Below are 17,700 nucleotides of genomic sequence, written 5' to 3' on the forward strand. Positions count from 1 at the left end.
TTGTTCTTTGTTCGGCCAATCGAAGGAAAAGAAAGGGAAAGGCTTTTATAATGAAGATATCGAAATAAAGGGAGTGTATTGGAATGAATATACTAGAAGCGAAAAAGATCCATAAAAGCTACGGCAATAAATTCAATAAACAAGAAGTCTTGAAAGGCTTGGATATCAACATACACGAAGGGGAATTCGTCAGTATAATGGGAGCGTCCGGTTCAGGAAAAACCACGCTTCTGAATGTCCTTTCCTCGATTGATAAGATCAGTAATGGAACCATCATCATCGAAGGAAAAGAAATTTCCGGCATGAAAGAAAAGAAGCTGGCTGAATTTCGTAAGAATCACCTAGGATTCATCTTCCAGGATTATAACTTATTGGACACTCTGACGGTCAAGGAAAATATTCTATTACCATTATCAATCACCAAAACGCCGAAAAAAGAAGCCGAGCAAAAGTTCGAAACACTCGCAAATGAACTTGGCATATATGAAATCAAGGACAAATATCCGAATGAAATTTCCGGCGGCCAAAAACAGCGTACCTCTGCGGCACGGGCCTTCATCCATGAACCAAGCATCATTTTTGCCGATGAGCCGACAGGCGCCCTTGATTCAAAAGCCGCTTCCGATTTATTGAACAAGATGAGCGAATTGAACAAAAAGCGTAATGCCACCATCATCATGGTTACGCATGACTCAGTGGCAGCCAGTTACTGTAGCCGCGTCATCTTCATCAAAGATGGACAGATCTATTCTCAATTGAATAAAGGGGAAGAAACGAGACAATCCTTCTTCAGAGATATCATGAAAACACAAGGTGTACTAGGAGGGGTGCATAATGAGCATTAATCAACTCATCTTTCGCAGTCTGAAAAAGAACCTGAAGAATTATTATCTATACGTTTTCGCTTTGGTCTTCAGTGCCTCCCTTTATTATGCCTTTGTTACCTTGCAATACGATCCGTCAATGGATCAAGTAAGTGGGGGGATTAAAGGGGGAGCTGCCATTCAAGCAGCCTCCGTCCTGTTGATTGCCATCGTTTCCATCTTTCTTTTATATGCGAATAGCATTTTCATTAAACGTCGCAGCAAGGAAATTGGCTTATTTCAATTAATAGGCATGACCAAAAACAGGATTTTCCGCATCCTGAGCGTCGAAAATTTAATCCTGTATTTCTGTTCCGTATTCCTGGGAATATTCGTAGGGTTTGCGGCTTCAAAATTGATCATCATGATATTATTCAAGCTTACGGGAGTCCAGGCGATCGCCGCCCTTCACTTTACCATGCAACCATTCATTCAGACACTTATCGTATTCAGTATCATCTATCTATTCATCATGTTGATGAACTTTGGTTTCATCAAAAGACAGACCATCTTATCACTTTTTAGGGTGACTTCGAACACGGAAGGAAAAGTGAAGAGGGTTTCGATTTTTGAAATGATCCTTGGGATAGCTGGAATCATTCTTATCATTGCTGGCTATTATGTTTCAACGAAGTTATTTGATGGTTCTTTCTCTCAGGCGAATTCCCTTTTAATAGCCATGCTATTCATTCTGGGGTCCGTCATCATCGGAACCTACCTATTTTATAAGGGATCGGTGTCTTTCCTCTTTAATATTGTCCGCAAGAGGAAGAATGGATACCTGAATATCAATGAAGTGCTGTCGCTTTCATCCATCATGTTCCGGATGAAATCCAATTCCGTTTTACTGACCATCATCACGACCGTTTCCGCTCTTGCAATCGGATTATTATCCTTGACCTATATCTCCTATTACTCATCGGAGAAAATGGCCACAGCCTATGTACCTAATGACTTTTCCCTGTCCAATGGCGAGGATTCAAACAAGTTAAAAGAGGCATTGGCAGCAAAATCAATCGGATATAACGAAAATAAGATAGAGGTCATTCGGGCAAAGGTCAATATAAAAGATATACTGGATAGCACCATAGAAGAAGCGGGCTTTGACCCGAATATCATGAATCTTACCATTGTCAGTGATCGGTCGGTGAAGAGGATCGATGTCACACCGAAAGAGACCATCTTTAGCGGGTATAGTCCAACGCTACAGAGTTTAACATCTCTTAAAGATTCCGGGAAAATCGAATTGAAGGGAAAAAACATGAGCATTCCCCAAAACTATTTAGGGCCAGAAGATGACTCCATCCTTCCCTATTATTTAACGAATGGCGGAATGCCAGTAGCCATTGTGGATCAAGCAGTTTTTGACCGTCTGAAAAAAGATTTGGACCCTGAACTCCAACTGGATTCTCCCGTTTATTATGGGATTGACTTAAAGAATAAGGGTGATATCGAAAAGGCGAATGAGATTTTCGATACGATTTCCTTCCAGGATAAAGAATATAGTGGTTCACAATACCAAGAACTGCAAAGTATAAAAATAAACATGGGTCTTACGATGTTCATCGTCGGCTTTTTAGGATTAACGTTCTTGATCACATCAGGATGCATCCTTTATTTCAAACAGATGGATGAGAGCGAAAATGAAAAAGCGAACTATACCATTTTACGAAAACTTGGTTTCACACAAGGTGATTTGTTAAAAGGGATTCAGGCCAAACAGGTCTTCAACTTTGGGATTCCTCTAGTCGTTGGGTTATTCCATAGCTATTTTGCCGTTAAATCCGGCTGGTTCTTCTTTGGTACGGAAGTCTGGACACCCATGATCATTGTCATGGTCCTCTATACGATACTGTACTCGATCTTCGGTATCCTTTCCGTTTTCCATTACAAAAAGGTGATTAAGGAATCCCTTTAAATACACGCAAAAAGCTCCAGCCCATATGGGGACTGGAGCTTTCTGCATGTCTTATCGCGTCATCATCTGTTGAACGATTTCCCTATTACGTCTTTTGAATATTTCATTATGTGAAGAAACCATTCCCACCTTGTGCGCATCAGGCTGGATGAACTGTTTCGCTTGATTGACTGCATTTGCGGCATCCTGGAAGGTACCCGCTATTAAGTTCACTTTCCCATCATACTGAAGAATATCCCCTGCGGCATACATCCCTTCTACAGAGGATTCGCTGGTTGCATTGCCTGCAATATAATAATGATCGGTCATATCCACCTTCACTTCACTGTTTTCCAGGAGCGAGGCATCACGCTCATACCCATGGTTGATAATCACTTCATCGATTGATAAATGGGAAACCTCCCCTGTTTCATGACTCGTTAGTTCTACACGTTCAATGACTTCATGATTGGTACAAGCGACCAGTTTTGTAATGGACGTATTGAACAGGCATTCCGCAGAACTTTTCATCAATTGGCTTATCTGTGATTCATGACCCGCCAATGCATTTTTTCTATAGGCCACATAGACCTTTTTGGCGATAGGCTCCAATTCATTCGCCCAATCGATAGCAGAATTCCCGCCACCTGAAATGATTACCGTTTTATCCTTGAATCGTTCTAAGGACTTTACCGTGTAATTCAGATTGAACACTTCATAACGCTCTGCCCCATCGATTTCCAGCTTTTGTGGATTCAATATCCCGCCACCGACGGCCACGATGATCGTTTTCGAATAGTGCATGCCGCCGGAAGACGTAAGCAAGACAAAAATCCCCTCTTCATCCCGCTTGATCGACTCCACCTTTTCATTCAATACCACCGTTGGATTAAAGGTTAATCCCTGTTCCACAAGTTGATCAATTAACTTAGCTCCCGTAATAGGTGTCTGTCCCCCAACATCCCAAATCATCTTCTCAGGATATACATGGATCTTCCCACCTAATTGTGGCTGATATTCAATGATCTTTGTCTTCATTTCTCTTAACCCACTATAAAAAGCGGAATAAAGGCCAGCAGGCCCTCCCCCAATTACGGTTACATCATAGACATCGTACTGTTTCACTCATGACCACTCCTCGGAAACCAAATGTAATTGATTCTCATTCTCATAAATTAAATGTACACTCTTTTCTTCTTTTTTACAATTTTATCTACTAAAGTTCTTTTCTCTTTTTTTACTTGGGTCGTCGCTTACACCTGTTGCACCTTGGGCTCAGATTGTACGTGATAAGGAGATTCATAGGATGCAGAACCGCTTCTTTTTGTAATTTTTCGATTTATTTAAAAATAAAAGCTTTGACTTAATGATGAAAATGATGTAAATTACCAATGGGCGAACAATTTCATAAAAAAATATTACAACATTCGTATATAGAGGTGTAAACAATGGAAAATGTGTTTGATTACGAAGATATTCAATTAATTCCCGCTAAATGTATAGTCAATAGTCGGTCGGAATGTGATACTACTGTAAAGTTAGGTAAACATACCTTCAAGTTACCTGTGGTACCTGCGAATATGCAGACCATTATAGATGAGAAAGTCGCTACATCCTTGGCTAAGAATGGGTACTTCTATATCATGCATCGTTTTGAACCAGAAAAGCGCAAAGCTTTTATTCAAGATATGCATGCGTGTGAGTGTATCGCTTCCATCAGTGTCGGAGTCAAAGAAGAAGAATATGGGTTCATACAAGAATTGGCTGAAGAGCGTATTGTACCGGACTACATTACGATAGATATCGCGCATGGCCATTCCAATGCTGTAATCAATATGATCCAACATATCAAACATCACTTACCTGATAGTTTCGTAATTGCAGGTAACGTCGGTACTCCAGAAGCCGTAAGAGAATTGGAAAATGCCGGGGCGGATGCAACAAAAGTTGGAATTGGACCAGGTAAGGTTTGCATCACGAAAATCAAGACAGGATTTGGTACGGGTGGCTGGCAGTTAGCAGCCGTACGTCTATGTGCAAGGGCCGCAAGTAAACCGATTATTGCGGACGGTGGCATTCGTACACATGGGGATATTGCGAAATCTATTAGATTTGGTGCCACTATGGTGATGATTGGTTCATTATTTGCAGGCCATGATGAATCTCCAGGCGAATTGGTTGAGAAAGATGGAAAGATCTATAAAGAGTACTTTGGTTCAGCTTCAGAGTTTCAAAAAGGTGAAAAGAAGAATGTAGAAGGCAAGAAAATGTTCGTCGAGCACAAAGGTGCGTTAAAAGACACATTAAAAGAAATGGAACAAGATCTTCAATCCTCCATTTCTTATGCTGGTGGAACGAAATTAGAAGCGATTCGAACTGTAGATTATGTCATCGTGAAAAATTCAATTTTTAATGGTGATAAAGTTTATTGATCATTCAACCCATACAAAAAACGGTGCAGCAGCTAGGCGTTGCACCGTTTTTTCTTATTCAATTCACAAATAGATACAATTTTTTATCATGATCATCAAGCGTTCGCTGGCTCTTTTCCGTAAAATCCATCCATTTCACTTTTTTACATCTTTCTTCTAACCGGGCGTTCAGCTCTTCTTCGATCTCACACATGAACCGAATGATTTCTTCATAAGGCATGTTAAAATGTCGGGCCGCGAGTCGCGGCGGAGAATGCTTCACTAATAATCTCATAAATTGATCGACCGTTTCCGCTTTTGAAGCCAGGTAATCTTCTTCATACACGATAAATTCATATACTTGCCGCTTCATGCCCGTAAGTCTGGACACTTCGTCCCGCAATAGAAACTCCATTAATCTTTCGTTCATATGCTCTACCTCGTATATGGTTATATTTCAATTCTAAAAGAATCATCTTGAAGTGTACTTCCTTACAAACCATCAAGTTCATCTCATACTCTATGATAATGGTACTGTAAATATCATAGTATATGTTGGTTGCCGATGAAAGGTTATCTTCACAAAAGGACATGATCGTTTAGAAGTGGAGTGAATTTTTCCCTTACCCATGAATATTCCTTGGAATTTTTGACAAAATAAAGGCATGCTTTCATTCTACCCTGAAATTCATTTATTTTTGAATTTAAATGAATATTTTGGTTAAAAAAACTATATAATAGATGTAATATTTAGTTAATTCTAAAATTTGGTATGGAATTTAGATATGTATAGGGGTAAAATAAAGCATATGGCATCTTGTTTTTTCTTAATGTTTCCGAGGAGTTAAAGGGTGGGTATAGTACGTACATAGTGGCAGCTGAAATGCTGTCCGACATATCGGTTGTTTTCATTTGTTCAGAATAACAATGAAAAGAATAGGAGTGATTTTGTTTGAAACCTTCAACAAATCGCATGTTAACCCGTATTAAATCCGTTTATATGTTCATTAGTAACAACGGTACGGTTTCTACTCAAGAGCTTGTAGAAGAATTTGGCATCACTCCTCGAACAGTGCAACGCGATTTAAATGTCCTAGAGTACAATGACCTTGTTCAAAGCCCAAGCCGTGGTGTTTGGACAACAACAAGCAAAAAAGTGAAGATGTCATCTTAAAAAAAGAATGACCACCCGAACAAAATCGATATGTAAAAAGTAATTTGAGGCGGACTGCTAGTCCGCCTCATTTTTTGTTATTTATTCAGCAGGCTGACCTGCCTTCAGCTGTTCAAGTTCTTCTGCCGTTAACTCCCGGTATTCCCCAAGCTCAAGATCCTCGTCTAGTTGCAGGCTTCCCATCGAAAGACGCTTCAGATATACGACTTTCTTTCCGACAGATTCAAACATCCGCTTCACTTGATGGAACTTCCCTTCCATTATCGTCAACTCGATATCAGAAGTCAGGCCCGATTTTAAAATGTTCAATTCGCCTGGTTTCGTTTCATACCCATCGTCCAGGGTGACACCGTTACGGAATGCTTCAATATCCCGTTCCGTGACTTCACCATCAATGACCGCAAAATATGTTTTCGGCACATGTTTTTTCGGGGATAGCAGCTGGTGTGCAAGCTTGCCGTCATTCGTGATCAACAATAGCCCCTCTGTATCTTTATCCAATCTGCCGACCGGGAATGGTTCAAAGACCGCGTCCTCCGGCTCAAGGATGTCGATGACCGTCTCTTGGTGTTTGTCTTCCGTTGCCGACAATACGCCCGGAGGCTTATTCATCATTAGGTAAATGAATTCTCTATATTCAACCCGTTCGTCATGAACTGTTACGATTTCAACATCAGGGTTCACCTGTTCCTTCGCGTCCTTCAATATCCGGTCGTTGACCTTCACGGCTCCGGACTTCAGGAGCTTCTTCACTTCTTTCCTGCTTCCGTACCCAATATTGGATAAAATCTTATCAATTCTCATTGTTTCCTCCTAAAGCCTTTTCAGTAAAAAGCCTTGCCCATTTTCATGACAGGCAAGGCCAATATATTTAAATCAGGGGATAATATAACATTACCCTTTTTCTTACATTTAAAACACAATCTTTTTATAATCCCAACTTCTTCTTCAACCTATCAATCCTCGTACCGAATAGGCGATGGGCAAGTTTGCTCTTCAAGGAGAGCGCCGCGTAGATCAGTGCCCCAAAAATCGCACATACGGCGGAAATCAAGATTGCCTGGAATCGGCCTTCCGAAGTTAACCAAAGGGATAACAAGCTGTGCAGACCCCAAACGGCAAGTCCCATTATCGCGGAAAAAGTCGCCATCAAGACGGTCCTTCTTATCGTAAGGCTGTAACGATAGCCCGTAAAGTAGGAGATGACGTACAAATTCAATAGGACTGCGGCCAGATAGCCCAGTGCCGTCGCATATACGGAACCTTCCGTTTCAAATAATTTGATCATCGGAATGTTCAAGCTCAACTTCACCAAAAATCCGACTAGCAAACTGAGCACCGTGTATTTTTGCTGATTGATACCTTGTAATACAGCAGCAGAAATCGAAAAGAGCGCAAATAGAACCGACACGGGCGCATAAGCCTTAAGCACACTAATCCCAAGCAAATCGTGACTGTAAAAGGCACTATAAATCGGATCAGCAAGCACCGACATCCCAACGACCGCCGGAATGGTTATGAATAATAAGATTTGAAAAGCCTGATCAAGCTGGCGGGTGAACTCGGTTTGATCCTCGCTTACAAAAGCTTTCGTCACCGTTGGCAATAACGCCATCGAAAATCCGGTAGCAAGTGTCATCGGAATCACGACAAGCTTTTGGGCATATACGTTGAGAACCCCTAGTGCCTCCTCGGCCACATGCAGTAAGCCAATCGAAGACATTGCCCTGTTGAAGGTCATCAAGTCCGCGAATTGGAACAGAGGCATCGCGATCCCGACAAAGATGAATGGAATCGATGATAAGAAAATCTCTTTATAAATCTGGATCAAAGAGATGGACATCGTCCCCCGGTCTCTCTCCTTCAAGCTGTCCAAATACGGTTTTTGTTTCTTCCAATACCAAAACAAAACGACTAAACCGCCGAGTGCTCCGACAGTCGCCGCAAATGTTGCGATCTGGATGGCTCTCACCAATTCACCGTCAAGGACATGCAGGACAATATACACACCGGCCAGTAGAAATACGATTCGGACGATTTGTTCGACGACCTGGGAAATCGCCGTTGGCTCCATGGCTTCATGCCCTTGGAAGTACCCGCGGATGATGCTCATGAATGGCACAAGGATCAAAGCGAAGCTGATCGCCCGTATGACAGAGGTGATATCGCTCACGCTGTTCTTATTGACGCCAAGCATGGTAGTGAAAACCGGTGCCATTGTAAAAAGCACCACAAAGGCGAGGAACCCGGTGATCATCATTAACTTCAAGCTCGATTTGAATAGCTTCTCCCCCACTGCATATTCCTCGAGCGCATTATACTTCGATATAAATTTAGAAACGGCAAGCGGCATGCCAGCCGTGGCGAAACTAATGAATATCGTATAGGGAACATATCCATATTGATAGAGTGTGGCCCCTTTATTTCCAACCATATGTTCAAATGGGATGACGTAAAATAAACCAAGAACCTTGGAAATAATCGCTCCCAGGGTTAATATAAAAGCCCCTTTTAAAAACTTAGACGACATTTTATCCCTTCCTGCCTCTTTCAGTTACGTTTCACACGCTCTTTATCTTAACATAATAAAGGATTTTTTCTATAGAAAACTACACTCAAGTTTATCGTTTTCACGGATTTTATACAAACAAATCATTCCTTTTTATTGTAGTTCGCATTCTGACAGGGTCTTGCTATATAATGAAGAGACTGAAAAAAATAAAGGCGTGATCATTTTGAAATATGATGTAATAGTAATTGGCGGTGGCCCTTCCGGATTGATGGCAGCCATTGCGGCTGGCGAAAAAGGTGCCCACGTATTATTAGTGGATAAAGGCGAGAAATTAGGCAGGAAACTAGCGATATCAGGTGGCGGGCGCTGCAACGTGACGAACAGGCTCTCCATCGATGAAATCATTCAGCATATCCCTGGAAACGGGCGATTTTTATATAGTGCGTTTTCTGAATTCAACAATGAAGACATCATACAGTTCTTCGAAAAGTTAGGCGTGGCCCTAAAGGAAGAAGATCATGGAAGGATGTTCCCGGTCAACGATAAAGCACAAAGCGTTGTCGATGCCCTATTGACGCGCCTGGCCGATTTGAAGGTGAAGATCTATAAGAATTCCCCTGTCGCTGAGGTTCTCTATGATAATGGGAAAACGAGCGGCGTTCGCTTGAAAGATGGTCAAATCTTCGAAACGGATGCGGTCGTGATTGCCGTCGGGGGGAAATCAGTCCCGCAAACAGGCTCAACCGGTGACGGCTATGCTTGGGCACGTAAGGCCGGACATACAATCACCGAGCTGTTCCCAACGGAAGTCCCGGTCCTAAGTAATGAAACATTCATTAAAGAAAAGACGCTACAAGGGCTCGCACTTCGAGATGTTTCATTAAGCGTACTGAACCCCAAAGGCAAAACGTTGATTACGCATAAAATGGACATGCTCTTTACGCACTTCGGAGTATCTGGACCAGCCGTTCTTCGGTGCAGCCAATTCGTCGTCAAGGCGATGAAAAAGTGGAACCTCGCTGAAGTGACGATGAAAATCGATGCCCTTCCGGAGCGGAACAAAGAAGAAGTCTTCCAAGATATCGCAAAGGAAATCAAGTCCGAACCGAAAAAGGCAATTAAAAACACGTTAAAAGGACTTGTACCGGAACGGTATCTCCACTTCTTGCTGGAACGGAGCGGAATCGACCTTCAAGAACAAGGTGCGACGATCTCCAATGAAAAAATCCGCCGCTTCGCCGAACTATGTAAGGACTTCCAATTCGGTGTCCATGGCACCCAGTCGATTGAAAAGGCCTTCGTAACGGGTGGCGGTGTATCCGTCAAAGAAATCCAACCTAAGGAAATGGCCTCCAAACTAATGGACGGGCTGTATTTCTGTGGCGAGATTTTGGACATCCACGGATACACGGGTGGCTATAACATCACTTCAGCATTAGTGACCGGTCGACTTGCCGGCATGAATGCTGCATTATATGCTCGTTCATAGAATGTAAAGAGGCTGATCCCGTTCGTTACGGGATCAGCCTCTTTTGAGTAGCTATGATTTGTCCTTGATAGGAATTCAACCACAAATGGCCATTATTCAACCACAACGCCGATTTATTCGACCACGCCTACCCTTAATTCAACCACGATTCGCGTTTTTTTCAACCACGATCCATATTCCATCCCTCGGCTTCCTCAGGGTGATGGCGGTACACCTCAAGGTCGACCTTGCCATGTTCTGTGATGTTAATCCCTTCACTCTCTAGCAAGAAGATTTGTTGGGAAGCCAGCCCTTCCTGTTTTAAGCCAATTTCACCCTTCGCATTGATCACCCGATGCCAAGGAAGGTTATATTTCTTGCTGCTTGAATGAAGAATGCGGACGACTTGCCTTGCACCGCGCGGGTGTCCAGCCAGTTGGCCGATTTGCCCATACGTCATGACTTTCCCAGGGGGAATATGTTGTATGATACCGATTACCTCTTCAGTAAAGCGCTCCAACTATCTCACCTCTGCCTGGTTTAATTAGCTATGATTGTGCACGTTTCATCCGTCATGAACACGCCATGGTGCTTCATTAACATGGATTTCAGTGTCGGGGTCAGCCTACATTCATCATAGGCACAAACAGAAACCATGCCCTTTTTTGCAATGATTTGATTGACGCCCTTTTCATATTCGCTAATGCTCTCGAACACGACTTCCTCACTTCCCCCCCATTCAACGTGGCCCCAGGTTTGCAGGGAAACATCATTCGCCATGTATCCCTCCACATTCCTTAAAAAATAATCGACCATCGTGTTAGGATGAAAATCTCCTTCAAAGCAGTAAAAATCAAAATTATTAATATGGTGCACTTTCTTCAGCTGTTCGTCATTTAATTGTCCTTGTAATTTCTTATATACGAAAGGAAAGATCCGATCATTTTCGACGACCATTATATCGTTTCCCTGTTCAACACCGGAAATAATGAATAGGGTTTCGTTATGAATATAAGTCTCCAGTTCATCGAAACAGTAGAACACATGGCCTCCGTTTGATTTCTTTAGTTCTTTCATGAGTTGCTTCATATTGTTATCCAAAATGGATCTCCCCTTTTAATACACCATCACACTGTATTACGTCTAACTTTACCTATTCTCTTCGCAGAAGACAAATCCCTTGAACAGTATGGCCTGTTTTTTACATGTAAAAAAACCGACACCAAGTCATATGGGTCGGATTTCACCTTTTTTTATAAATGATCATCGCACTAAAACAATAAATCTGTTCATGTTCCTCTTCACCGGTCGTGGCGACATTGTATTTAATATCGACGATTTGACTATCACGGATATCGACGAGAAAGTCATTCATCTCCTCTTCCAAATCCTTTTCATGCTCATAATCAAACAACTTCACTTGAATCATTGGCTTTCCCCTGCCTTTTTAACGTTTGATGGTTATTGAGCAGGGTGCCCATTTTATTCATGGATTATACGTGTTACTTATAATAGTAAAGCCACCGCTTCATTGCCGACTTCTTCAGTAGAACTATTTCCTCCCATATCAGGAGTGAGCACCTTTTTATCGACCATCACTTGTTCAATGACACCCAGCACCTTCTTGCCCCAATCTTCATGACCGAAGAAATCAAGCATCTGGCTCGCAGACCAAATGGCGGCAAGCGGATTGGCGATGCCTCGCTGCGCTATATCCGGTGCAGAACCATGGATGGGTTCGAACATGGACGGATACGCTCGTTCAGGATTTAAATTGGCCCCGGCAGCCAGCCCCATCCCTCCAGCAATGGCGGCTCCTAAATCGGTGATGATGTCACCGAACAAATTGGAGGTGACGACGATTTGAAACCTTTCAGGCTGTTTGACAAAGAACATGCTCGCCGCATCAACCAGGTAAGAATGCGTTTCCACTTCCGGATATTCCTGTCCAATTTCCTCGAACACCTCATCCCAAAAAACCATCGAATAATTCAAGGCATTCGCTTTACTGATGCTCGTTAGCGTTCTTCCCGACTTCCGTGCCAATTCATAGGCGTAACGGATAATCCGTTCCGTACCTTTACGGGAAAAGACACCTGTCTGTAACACCACTTCCTCTGGCTTTCCTTTAAATAGCCAATCCCCTGCACCGGCATATTCTCCCTCGCTGTTTTCGCGGATGACCACCATATCGATTTGGTCGTGAGTCACATCCTTCAGTGGACAAGGCGCACCCTTCAGCAACTTAATGGGACGGACATTCACGTATTGATCGAATTGCTTCCTTATTTTCAATAACAGTTCCCGTAAGGAAATATGATCCGGAACACCAGGATAACCGACTGCCCCAAGATAGACGGCCTCGAATTCCTTCAACCGTTCCAGCCCATCATCAGGAAGCATCTTCCCATGCTCCAGATAATATTCGCACCCCCATGGAAAATAGGTGAATTCAAACGAAAAGTCGCCCGCTAATTCAGCTACTTTATTCAATACTTTTATACCTTCATCAATTACTTCAGGACCAATTCCATCTCCCGAGATGACCGCTACTTTATGTACATGCACTTGACAGATTCCCCTTTGTCTATATATTCTGACTTAAACATCCTTATTTTAACATATCCCCAGAAAAAAGAGCCCTCCGAAAGAAGGGCCCCACTCATTTAGCTCGGAAATATGCACGTCTTTCCGCATACCCCTTACACTGTGCACAAACATGTATCTTTTTTCGATCTTCGTTCAGATAGGTCGTGACGTCTTTCGTCTTCCGTTTGCAAAAGTAACAAGGCTTCTTGAAAAACCCCATCACTTAACGATGACTTCCCCTGTCCAATGCATCATTCCGCCATCCATGTTTGCCACTTTATAGCCTTGCTCCTGAAGGTAATGGCATACATTCTCACTGCGGCGTCCTGAACGACAGATGAAGATATATTCTTTATCCTTATCGAAGTAGTCAAGGTTGGCAGGGATATCATTCATGCGAATGTGCTTCGCTCCTTCGATCATGCCTTCTTGCACTTCTTCGTCTTCACGGACATCGACAAGCTCAATCGCTTCTCCTGCCTCAACCTTTGCTTCAATTTCTTCTGGTGTAAAAATTTTAATTTGTTCCATTATAAGCACCCCAAGTTATCGTTTAATTTGTCTTGTATATTATAACAAAACTTTCAGGAAAACATGACTATTATGGATGGCATATAACAGACCAATCATTCGAAAAAGTATTTCTCTCTACCTCTGGCATACCATTATTATCATAACACTTATTGGCAGCCTCCATGAATTCTCGATGTGTAAAATATGTACGGGCAAAAAGCATCGACATAATCAAGAAAAATATTAAAACACCAGCTAATACCATATACTTTTTTTTATTCAAAACGATACGGACTCCCCCTTCATTGATATAAAGGTTTCAACCTTAATTATACAGGTAATTGGAAAATGTGGAAGTCCGTAACACATGATCTTTATACCGTACTTACTGCTTTATTCCTGTACACCATCCTGGCCAAAAGTGCACCTAACAAGGCTGCTATCATTAGAATGCCAAATAGGATGGAATAACTCGCAACAATCCCTATGAGCGTGGAAGAGGCGATACTTCCGAAATATCGGAACGTCGAGAAGATGCCTGAAGCCGAACCGGAGACTGACTCATCCACCGCTTCAAGCGAGGCAACCTGCATACTGGTCAGTCCTAACCCTATAGCCAACCCATTTAACACGAGTGTAATGGCCAAGTAGATAAAAGACTGGGAGGAAATCACGAAAAATAATAAGAAATTCGTTACCACCGTTACGGCGAAAGAAAAGAAGATGACTTTTGCCGATACGAATTTTCGGTTTAGTTGCCCACCCATCATATTGCTGAGTGCCATGGAAATCGAGAACAGGGATAGCATGATTCCGCTCATGGATGTTGACATGTTCATTTTTGTCGTCATGATCAACGGCATGACAAGCAAGATTGCATACATGATGAAATTGTTTAGCAAGACCGATATGTTGGCATTCGCAAAGATAGGACTCTTAAACAATTGGAAATCGATGATCGGCGACGGAACGGAACGCTCGCGCTTCACGAATAGCACAATGAATAAAAGGCTCACGATTGCAAGAATGATAGACACCCTTGTCGAGTTTGTATGCGTCAACGATATTAATAAGGTTATTGATATGGCCAAATAGATGGAACCGAGTACGTCCAACGGTTTATTGGATGACTTTTTCTCAAGCTTAGGTATGAGGAACATACCGCCAGCAAGGGCACCGACTAAAAAGGGGACATTGACCCAAAAAATCGCTTTCCAACTAAGTACCGCGATTAACAGCGATCCTACGAGAGGACCGACAGCTGCGCCCAGACCCATCCCCATCCCGAATAGTCCCATGACGCTAGATAAACGTTCACGTGACACCGTATGTCGAATCAAGGCAACCACATTCGGTATCAGCAATCCTCCACCGATCGCTTGAAGAGATCGAAAGACAACAAGCATGATCATATTTAGAGCCAGTGCGCATCCTATGGAAGCCACAAGAAATAGGGCTGCACCGACTATATAGATCTTGCGGTTTCCATAAATATCACCCAATTTTCCGGCAATCGGCTGAGTGACGGCCATGACAATCAGATAAATCGTAACCACCCAGGTCGTACTATGTATATCCAATCCATAAAATCCCGATATGGAACCGAGCGCAATGGATATCATCGTTGAATTGATGGGCACGAGGAACGCCCCCATCAATGTTAGTGCTATCATCAGGAATTCTTTTTGTTTACTCATACTTTCACCTCTTACATTCTCTATCCAAAAGGGTAATTAGCCAATCACCGTAACGGTTCCTGTATTGCCGTCGACAATGACCCAATCCCCATCATGTAATCGTTCCGTTCCCACTTTCGTTCCTAAAACGGCGGGAATCTGATACTCCCTTGCAATAATTGCGGAATGAGATAGCATGCCCCCTGTATCCGTAACGATCGCTTCTGCATCCTGGAAGAAAGTCGTCCAGACGGGAGTCGTGTTTTTACAGACCAATATATCCCCCTTTTGAAACTTGGATGCTTCCTGCATACTGGAGATCACTCGGACCGGGCCTTCGCTAATACCTCCGGAAGCCGCGATGCCTTTCATCACATTCCCCGTATTCTCCTTATCTTCTTCGAGTGAGCCGAATACCATTTCCACGAAGTTCCGCTCTTCTTCCGACGGTTTCCCAAAATAAGAAGGAGCTTTTATTTTACCTTGAATCTCATATTGTTTCTTTCGTTCCTTCACGACTTCCATCAAGGAGTGAGGTTCATCCAGTGCAGCGAGGATCTCATCTTTATATACAAACCAGATATCTTCCTTATCGTCCAGCACTTGCTGCTGCACTAGAAGCTCACTCACTTTCAATAAATATAACCGGGCCTTCGCGTCAAACATGGCATCGATATAAAAGTGATGATCATCCGTGATAACAGCCGCATCCAAAGCCAATTTATACTGTTCTTCAAATGCTTCCAGATCGTTGGGATCCTTGATTCTGTTGATGATCTTTTGATACATCTGTTTTCTGGCCGTGACAGCCGACTCGAATTCTTTGTCAAAATCATGATCATTCAGTATTAAGTTCTTGATGATTTGTAACACATGCTCATGGTTCTCAATCCATGTATCTTCTATAAAATCATGTGACTTGGTGGAACGGTATCCGTACACGCTGACGAAGCTCTCTACACGGTTCAGAAAGTCCTTGCCCCTGCCGACGGTGTTGAGGTTCTGCAACAGGCTTCCTTCTTCCGATTCCACGAACACCTTCATCAAAGAAGGTTCCGCTTTTACTTTCAATGATAACTCCCAAAGCAAATGGTCGGATTCCAGTGACTTATTCATGACGCCAGCCAAAGATTGATAGAGTTCATGTAAAGGTGCATCTCCCGTTGCCTTTTGATAAATGCTCTCCAATTTCCTGTTGATATGATTGCTCGGGAAGACAATCATGAAGTGCCAGAAATACACATCCTTATAAAAGGCCTCTAACTCTACTAATCCCTTTTTCACTTTGTCGACCGTAAATGCTTGAGCCCTTTCCCCATCTAAATACCGATAGATGGGAATCAATTTATCATAGATGATTTCATACATCCGATCCCTCATTCGCGGATACATTTCCTCCATTAGTTTCTCTTGTTCTGCTAACAATTGGTTTGGGTCGGTTTCAAAGAAAGTCTGTTTCCCATAATAGTATCCGTTCTGAGCTTTCATATTGGTATACCCCGTAGGTTCCTTCAATGCATCAACGGCCATGGCCATGCCTTCATAAAAAGGCTGGGTGACGATGGAAGTGAACAATGGCGAGATTGGATTCGGGAAAAACGTATCAAGCAAAAACCAGAATTCATCCTCATCTTTCCGTTCCAACAGGTAACCTTTCCTGGCTTCTGGCACGGATTCCTTTTTCTTCACTTCAGTCGTAATCGGCCTTGCTTGTAAAAGGTAGACTTGTTGGTCATGAATGCCGAACTCCAAATCTACAGGATGGTTATAATAGTTTTCCACTTTCAAGGTCATTTCTATTAATGTATGAATCAGCTTATCTGATAAGCAATAGGTATTCCGTTCAGTCCGGTCCGTCGCCACTTCCATTGTTCCAGAGGAGTCGGAAATGATTTTCATTTCTTTACTGCCCTTGGTTCTTTCCATTTTCGTACCATCTCGACTGACCAAATAGGTATCCGGTGTGACCAAGCCCGATACGACGGCCTCACCCAATCCATAACTGGCATTGATCAAGATACACTCCGGGTTATATGTAACAGGATCTTGACTGAAAATCACCCCTGAAATATCTGAATAGATTTGACCTTGAACGACAATCCCCATTGAAATGCTATCTGACCCTTCAAAAATATTCTCGGTATATTGCTGTACCCTGTTCTCAAAGCAAGATGCCCAGCATGATTTTACTTTACCTAAGAAATCCTCTTCCGTTTTTACATTCAAATAGGTTTCATATTGACCCGCAAAGGAGGCCCCTTCCAAATCTTCCGCACCAGAAGAAGAACGAACAGCCACGGCAGGATAATGTTTCCTCAATTCCCAGAAATCATTCAATACGTCCCTTACTAAATCATCCGGGATGCCCGCATCCATAACCTCCGTTTGGATGGATTCACTCTTTATATCTAATTGATTCTTTTCGAGGAAGTGTGAAAAGGCCTCACTTGTGATGACGAATCCATCAGGTACAGGCATGCCCAATTTCGACATTTTGATTAGATTTAGCGCTTTTCCTCCTACCATTTCATTACACTCGGTTGCATGATTGAATCTAGCTGTAAACATGTACGCTTTTCCCCTTTCATCCATAACCC

General features: G+C 42.7%; 16 protein-coding genes. 5 read left to right on the plus strand and 11 right to left on the minus strand.

Annotated features, from left to right (window positions below; genetic code table 11):
• Positions 1–83: 83 nt before the first annotated feature.
• On the plus strand, positions 84–845 hold the full coding sequence (locus ACIQXQ_RS12690) for an ABC transporter ATP-binding protein (protein ID WP_402874719.1): 762 nt from the start codon (positions 84–86) through the stop codon (positions 843–845).
• A complete protein-coding gene (locus ACIQXQ_RS12695; protein WP_402957828.1) occupies positions 835–2,781 on the plus strand; it encodes an FtsX-like permease family protein in 1,947 nt (648 codons plus the stop codon). The genes ACIQXQ_RS12690 and ACIQXQ_RS12695 overlap by 11 nt, the downstream gene beginning before the upstream one ends.
• Before the next feature lie 51 nt (positions 2,782–2,832).
• Here the strand turns inward: ACIQXQ_RS12695 and ACIQXQ_RS12700 are convergent, their stop codons facing one another.
• Positions 2,833–3,885: an NAD(P)/FAD-dependent oxidoreductase gene (locus ACIQXQ_RS12700; RefSeq protein ID WP_402957831.1), complete on the minus strand. Its 1,053-nt coding sequence runs from the start codon at positions 3,883–3,885 to the stop codon at positions 2,833–2,835.
• Positions 3,886–4,208: 323 nt separating this feature from the next.
• On the opposite strand from ACIQXQ_RS12700, the gene guaC reads away from it, so the two are divergent.
• Positions 4,209–5,192, plus strand: coding sequence for a GMP reductase (guaC, locus tag ACIQXQ_RS12705; RefSeq protein WP_402957833.1), 984 nt, complete (start codon positions 4,209–4,211; stop codon positions 5,190–5,192).
• A 58-nt stretch (positions 5,193–5,250) separates the two neighbouring features.
• Here guaC and ACIQXQ_RS12710 read toward each other — a convergent pair whose 3' ends face one another.
• Complete coding sequence (locus tag ACIQXQ_RS12710; RefSeq protein WP_402874708.1) at positions 5,251–5,601, minus strand: hypothetical protein; 351 nt, start codon at positions 5,599–5,601, stop codon at positions 5,251–5,253.
• 522 nt (positions 5,602–6,123) lie between these two features.
• Here ACIQXQ_RS12710 and ACIQXQ_RS12715 point away from each other — a divergent pair.
• Positions 6,124–6,345, plus strand: coding sequence for a DeoR family transcriptional regulator (locus tag ACIQXQ_RS12715; RefSeq protein ID WP_402874705.1), 222 nt, complete (start codon positions 6,124–6,126; stop codon positions 6,343–6,345).
• Positions 6,346–6,426: 81 nt separating this feature from the next.
• Here the strand turns inward: ACIQXQ_RS12715 and ACIQXQ_RS12720 are convergent, their stop codons facing one another.
• Positions 6,427–7,149, minus strand: a complete 723-nt coding sequence (locus tag ACIQXQ_RS12720) for a pseudouridine synthase (protein WP_402957835.1) — start codon at positions 7,147–7,149, stop codon at positions 6,427–6,429.
• A 124-nt stretch (positions 7,150–7,273) separates the two neighbouring features.
• On the minus strand, positions 7,274–8,875 hold the full coding sequence (locus tag ACIQXQ_RS12725) for a putative polysaccharide biosynthesis protein (protein WP_402957837.1): 1,602 nt from the start codon (positions 8,873–8,875) through the stop codon (positions 7,274–7,276).
• A 205-nt stretch (positions 8,876–9,080) separates the two neighbouring features.
• Between ACIQXQ_RS12725 and ACIQXQ_RS12730 the strand changes: the two genes are divergently transcribed.
• The gene (locus tag ACIQXQ_RS12730; RefSeq protein ID WP_402957839.1) at positions 9,081–10,346 is read left to right on the plus strand and encodes a BaiN/RdsA family NAD(P)/FAD-dependent oxidoreductase; all 1,266 of its coding nucleotides are present in this window, start codon (positions 9,081–9,083) and stop codon (positions 10,344–10,346) included.
• Between the two features lie 160 nt (positions 10,347–10,506).
• Here ACIQXQ_RS12730 and ACIQXQ_RS12735 read toward each other — a convergent pair whose 3' ends face one another.
• The 7 genes from ACIQXQ_RS12735 to ACIQXQ_RS12765 form a co-directional block, all read right to left on the minus strand.
• Positions 10,507–10,845 carry an MGMT family protein gene (locus tag ACIQXQ_RS12735; protein ID WP_402957841.1) on the minus strand — a complete coding sequence of 113 codons (339 nt, stop codon included), beginning with the start codon at positions 10,843–10,845 and terminating at the stop codon, positions 10,507–10,509.
• Positions 10,846–10,865: 20 nt separating this feature from the next.
• The gene (locus ACIQXQ_RS12740) at positions 10,866–11,426 is read right to left on the minus strand and encodes an MEDS domain-containing protein (RefSeq protein WP_402957843.1); all 561 of its coding nucleotides are present in this window, start codon (positions 11,424–11,426) and stop codon (positions 10,866–10,868) included.
• A gap of 142 nt (positions 11,427–11,568) precedes the next feature.
• On the minus strand, positions 11,569–11,754 hold the full coding sequence (locus tag ACIQXQ_RS12745) for a sporulation protein Cse60 (RefSeq protein ID WP_402874688.1): 186 nt from the start codon (positions 11,752–11,754) through the stop codon (positions 11,569–11,571).
• 77 nt (positions 11,755–11,831) lie between these two features.
• Entirely contained in the window at positions 11,832–12,893 is a 1,062-nt protein-coding gene (locus ACIQXQ_RS12750; protein WP_402957845.1) for a tartrate dehydrogenase, read from the minus strand.
• A gap of 240 nt (positions 12,894–13,133) precedes the next feature.
• Positions 13,134–13,445, minus strand: coding sequence for a rhodanese-like domain-containing protein (locus ACIQXQ_RS12755; protein ID WP_402874682.1), 312 nt, complete (start codon positions 13,443–13,445; stop codon positions 13,134–13,136).
• A 356-nt stretch (positions 13,446–13,801) separates the two neighbouring features.
• Positions 13,802–15,124: an MFS transporter gene (locus ACIQXQ_RS12760; protein ID WP_402957847.1), complete on the minus strand. Its 1,323-nt coding sequence runs from the start codon at positions 15,122–15,124 to the stop codon at positions 13,802–13,804.
• Positions 15,125–15,160: 36 nt separating this feature from the next.
• Positions 15,161–17,671, minus strand: a complete 2,511-nt coding sequence (locus ACIQXQ_RS12765; protein WP_402957849.1) for a PEP/pyruvate-binding domain-containing protein — start codon at positions 17,669–17,671, stop codon at positions 15,161–15,163.
• Positions 17,672–17,700 lie beyond the last annotated feature (29 nt).

Origin of the sequence: Peribacillus sp. NPDC097198 (assembly GCF_044762055.1) — a bacterium.
GTDB lineage: Bacteria > Bacillota > Bacilli > Bacillales > DSM-1321 > Peribacillus.

Bases quoted from the DNA above. Each gene is read 5' to 3' on its own strand.
- ACIQXQ_RS12755 (WP_402874682.1), bottom strand. From the start codon at position 13,445: ATGGAACAAATTAAAATTTTTACACCAGAAGAAATTGAAGCAAAGGTT.
- ACIQXQ_RS12745 (WP_402874688.1), bottom strand. From the start codon at position 11,754: ATGATTCAAGTGAAGTTGTTTGATTATGAGCATGAAAAGGATTTGGAA.
- ACIQXQ_RS12760 (WP_402957847.1), bottom strand. From the start codon at position 15,124: ATGAGTAAACAAAAAGAATTCCTGATGATAGCACTAACATTGATGGGG.
- ACIQXQ_RS12690 (WP_402874719.1), top strand. From the start codon at position 84: ATGAATATACTAGAAGCGAAAAAGATCCATAAAAGCTACGGCAATAAA.
- ACIQXQ_RS12765 (WP_402957849.1), bottom strand. From the start codon at position 17,671: ATGTTTACAGCTAGATTCAATCATGCAACCGAGTGTAATGAAATGGTA.
- ACIQXQ_RS12695 (WP_402957828.1), top strand. From the start codon at position 835: ATGAGCATTAATCAACTCATCTTTCGCAGTCTGAAAAAGAACCTGAAG.
- ACIQXQ_RS12720 (WP_402957835.1), bottom strand. From the start codon at position 7,149: ATGAGAATTGATAAGATTTTATCCAATATTGGGTACGGAAGCAGGAAA.
- guaC (WP_402957833.1), top strand. From the start codon at position 4,209: ATGGAAAATGTGTTTGATTACGAAGATATTCAATTAATTCCCGCTAAA.
- ACIQXQ_RS12710 (WP_402874708.1), bottom strand. From the start codon at position 5,601: ATGAACGAAAGATTAATGGAGTTTCTATTGCGGGACGAAGTGTCCAGA.
- ACIQXQ_RS12725 (WP_402957837.1), bottom strand. From the start codon at position 8,875: ATGTCGTCTAAGTTTTTAAAAGGGGCTTTTATATTAACCCTGGGAGCG.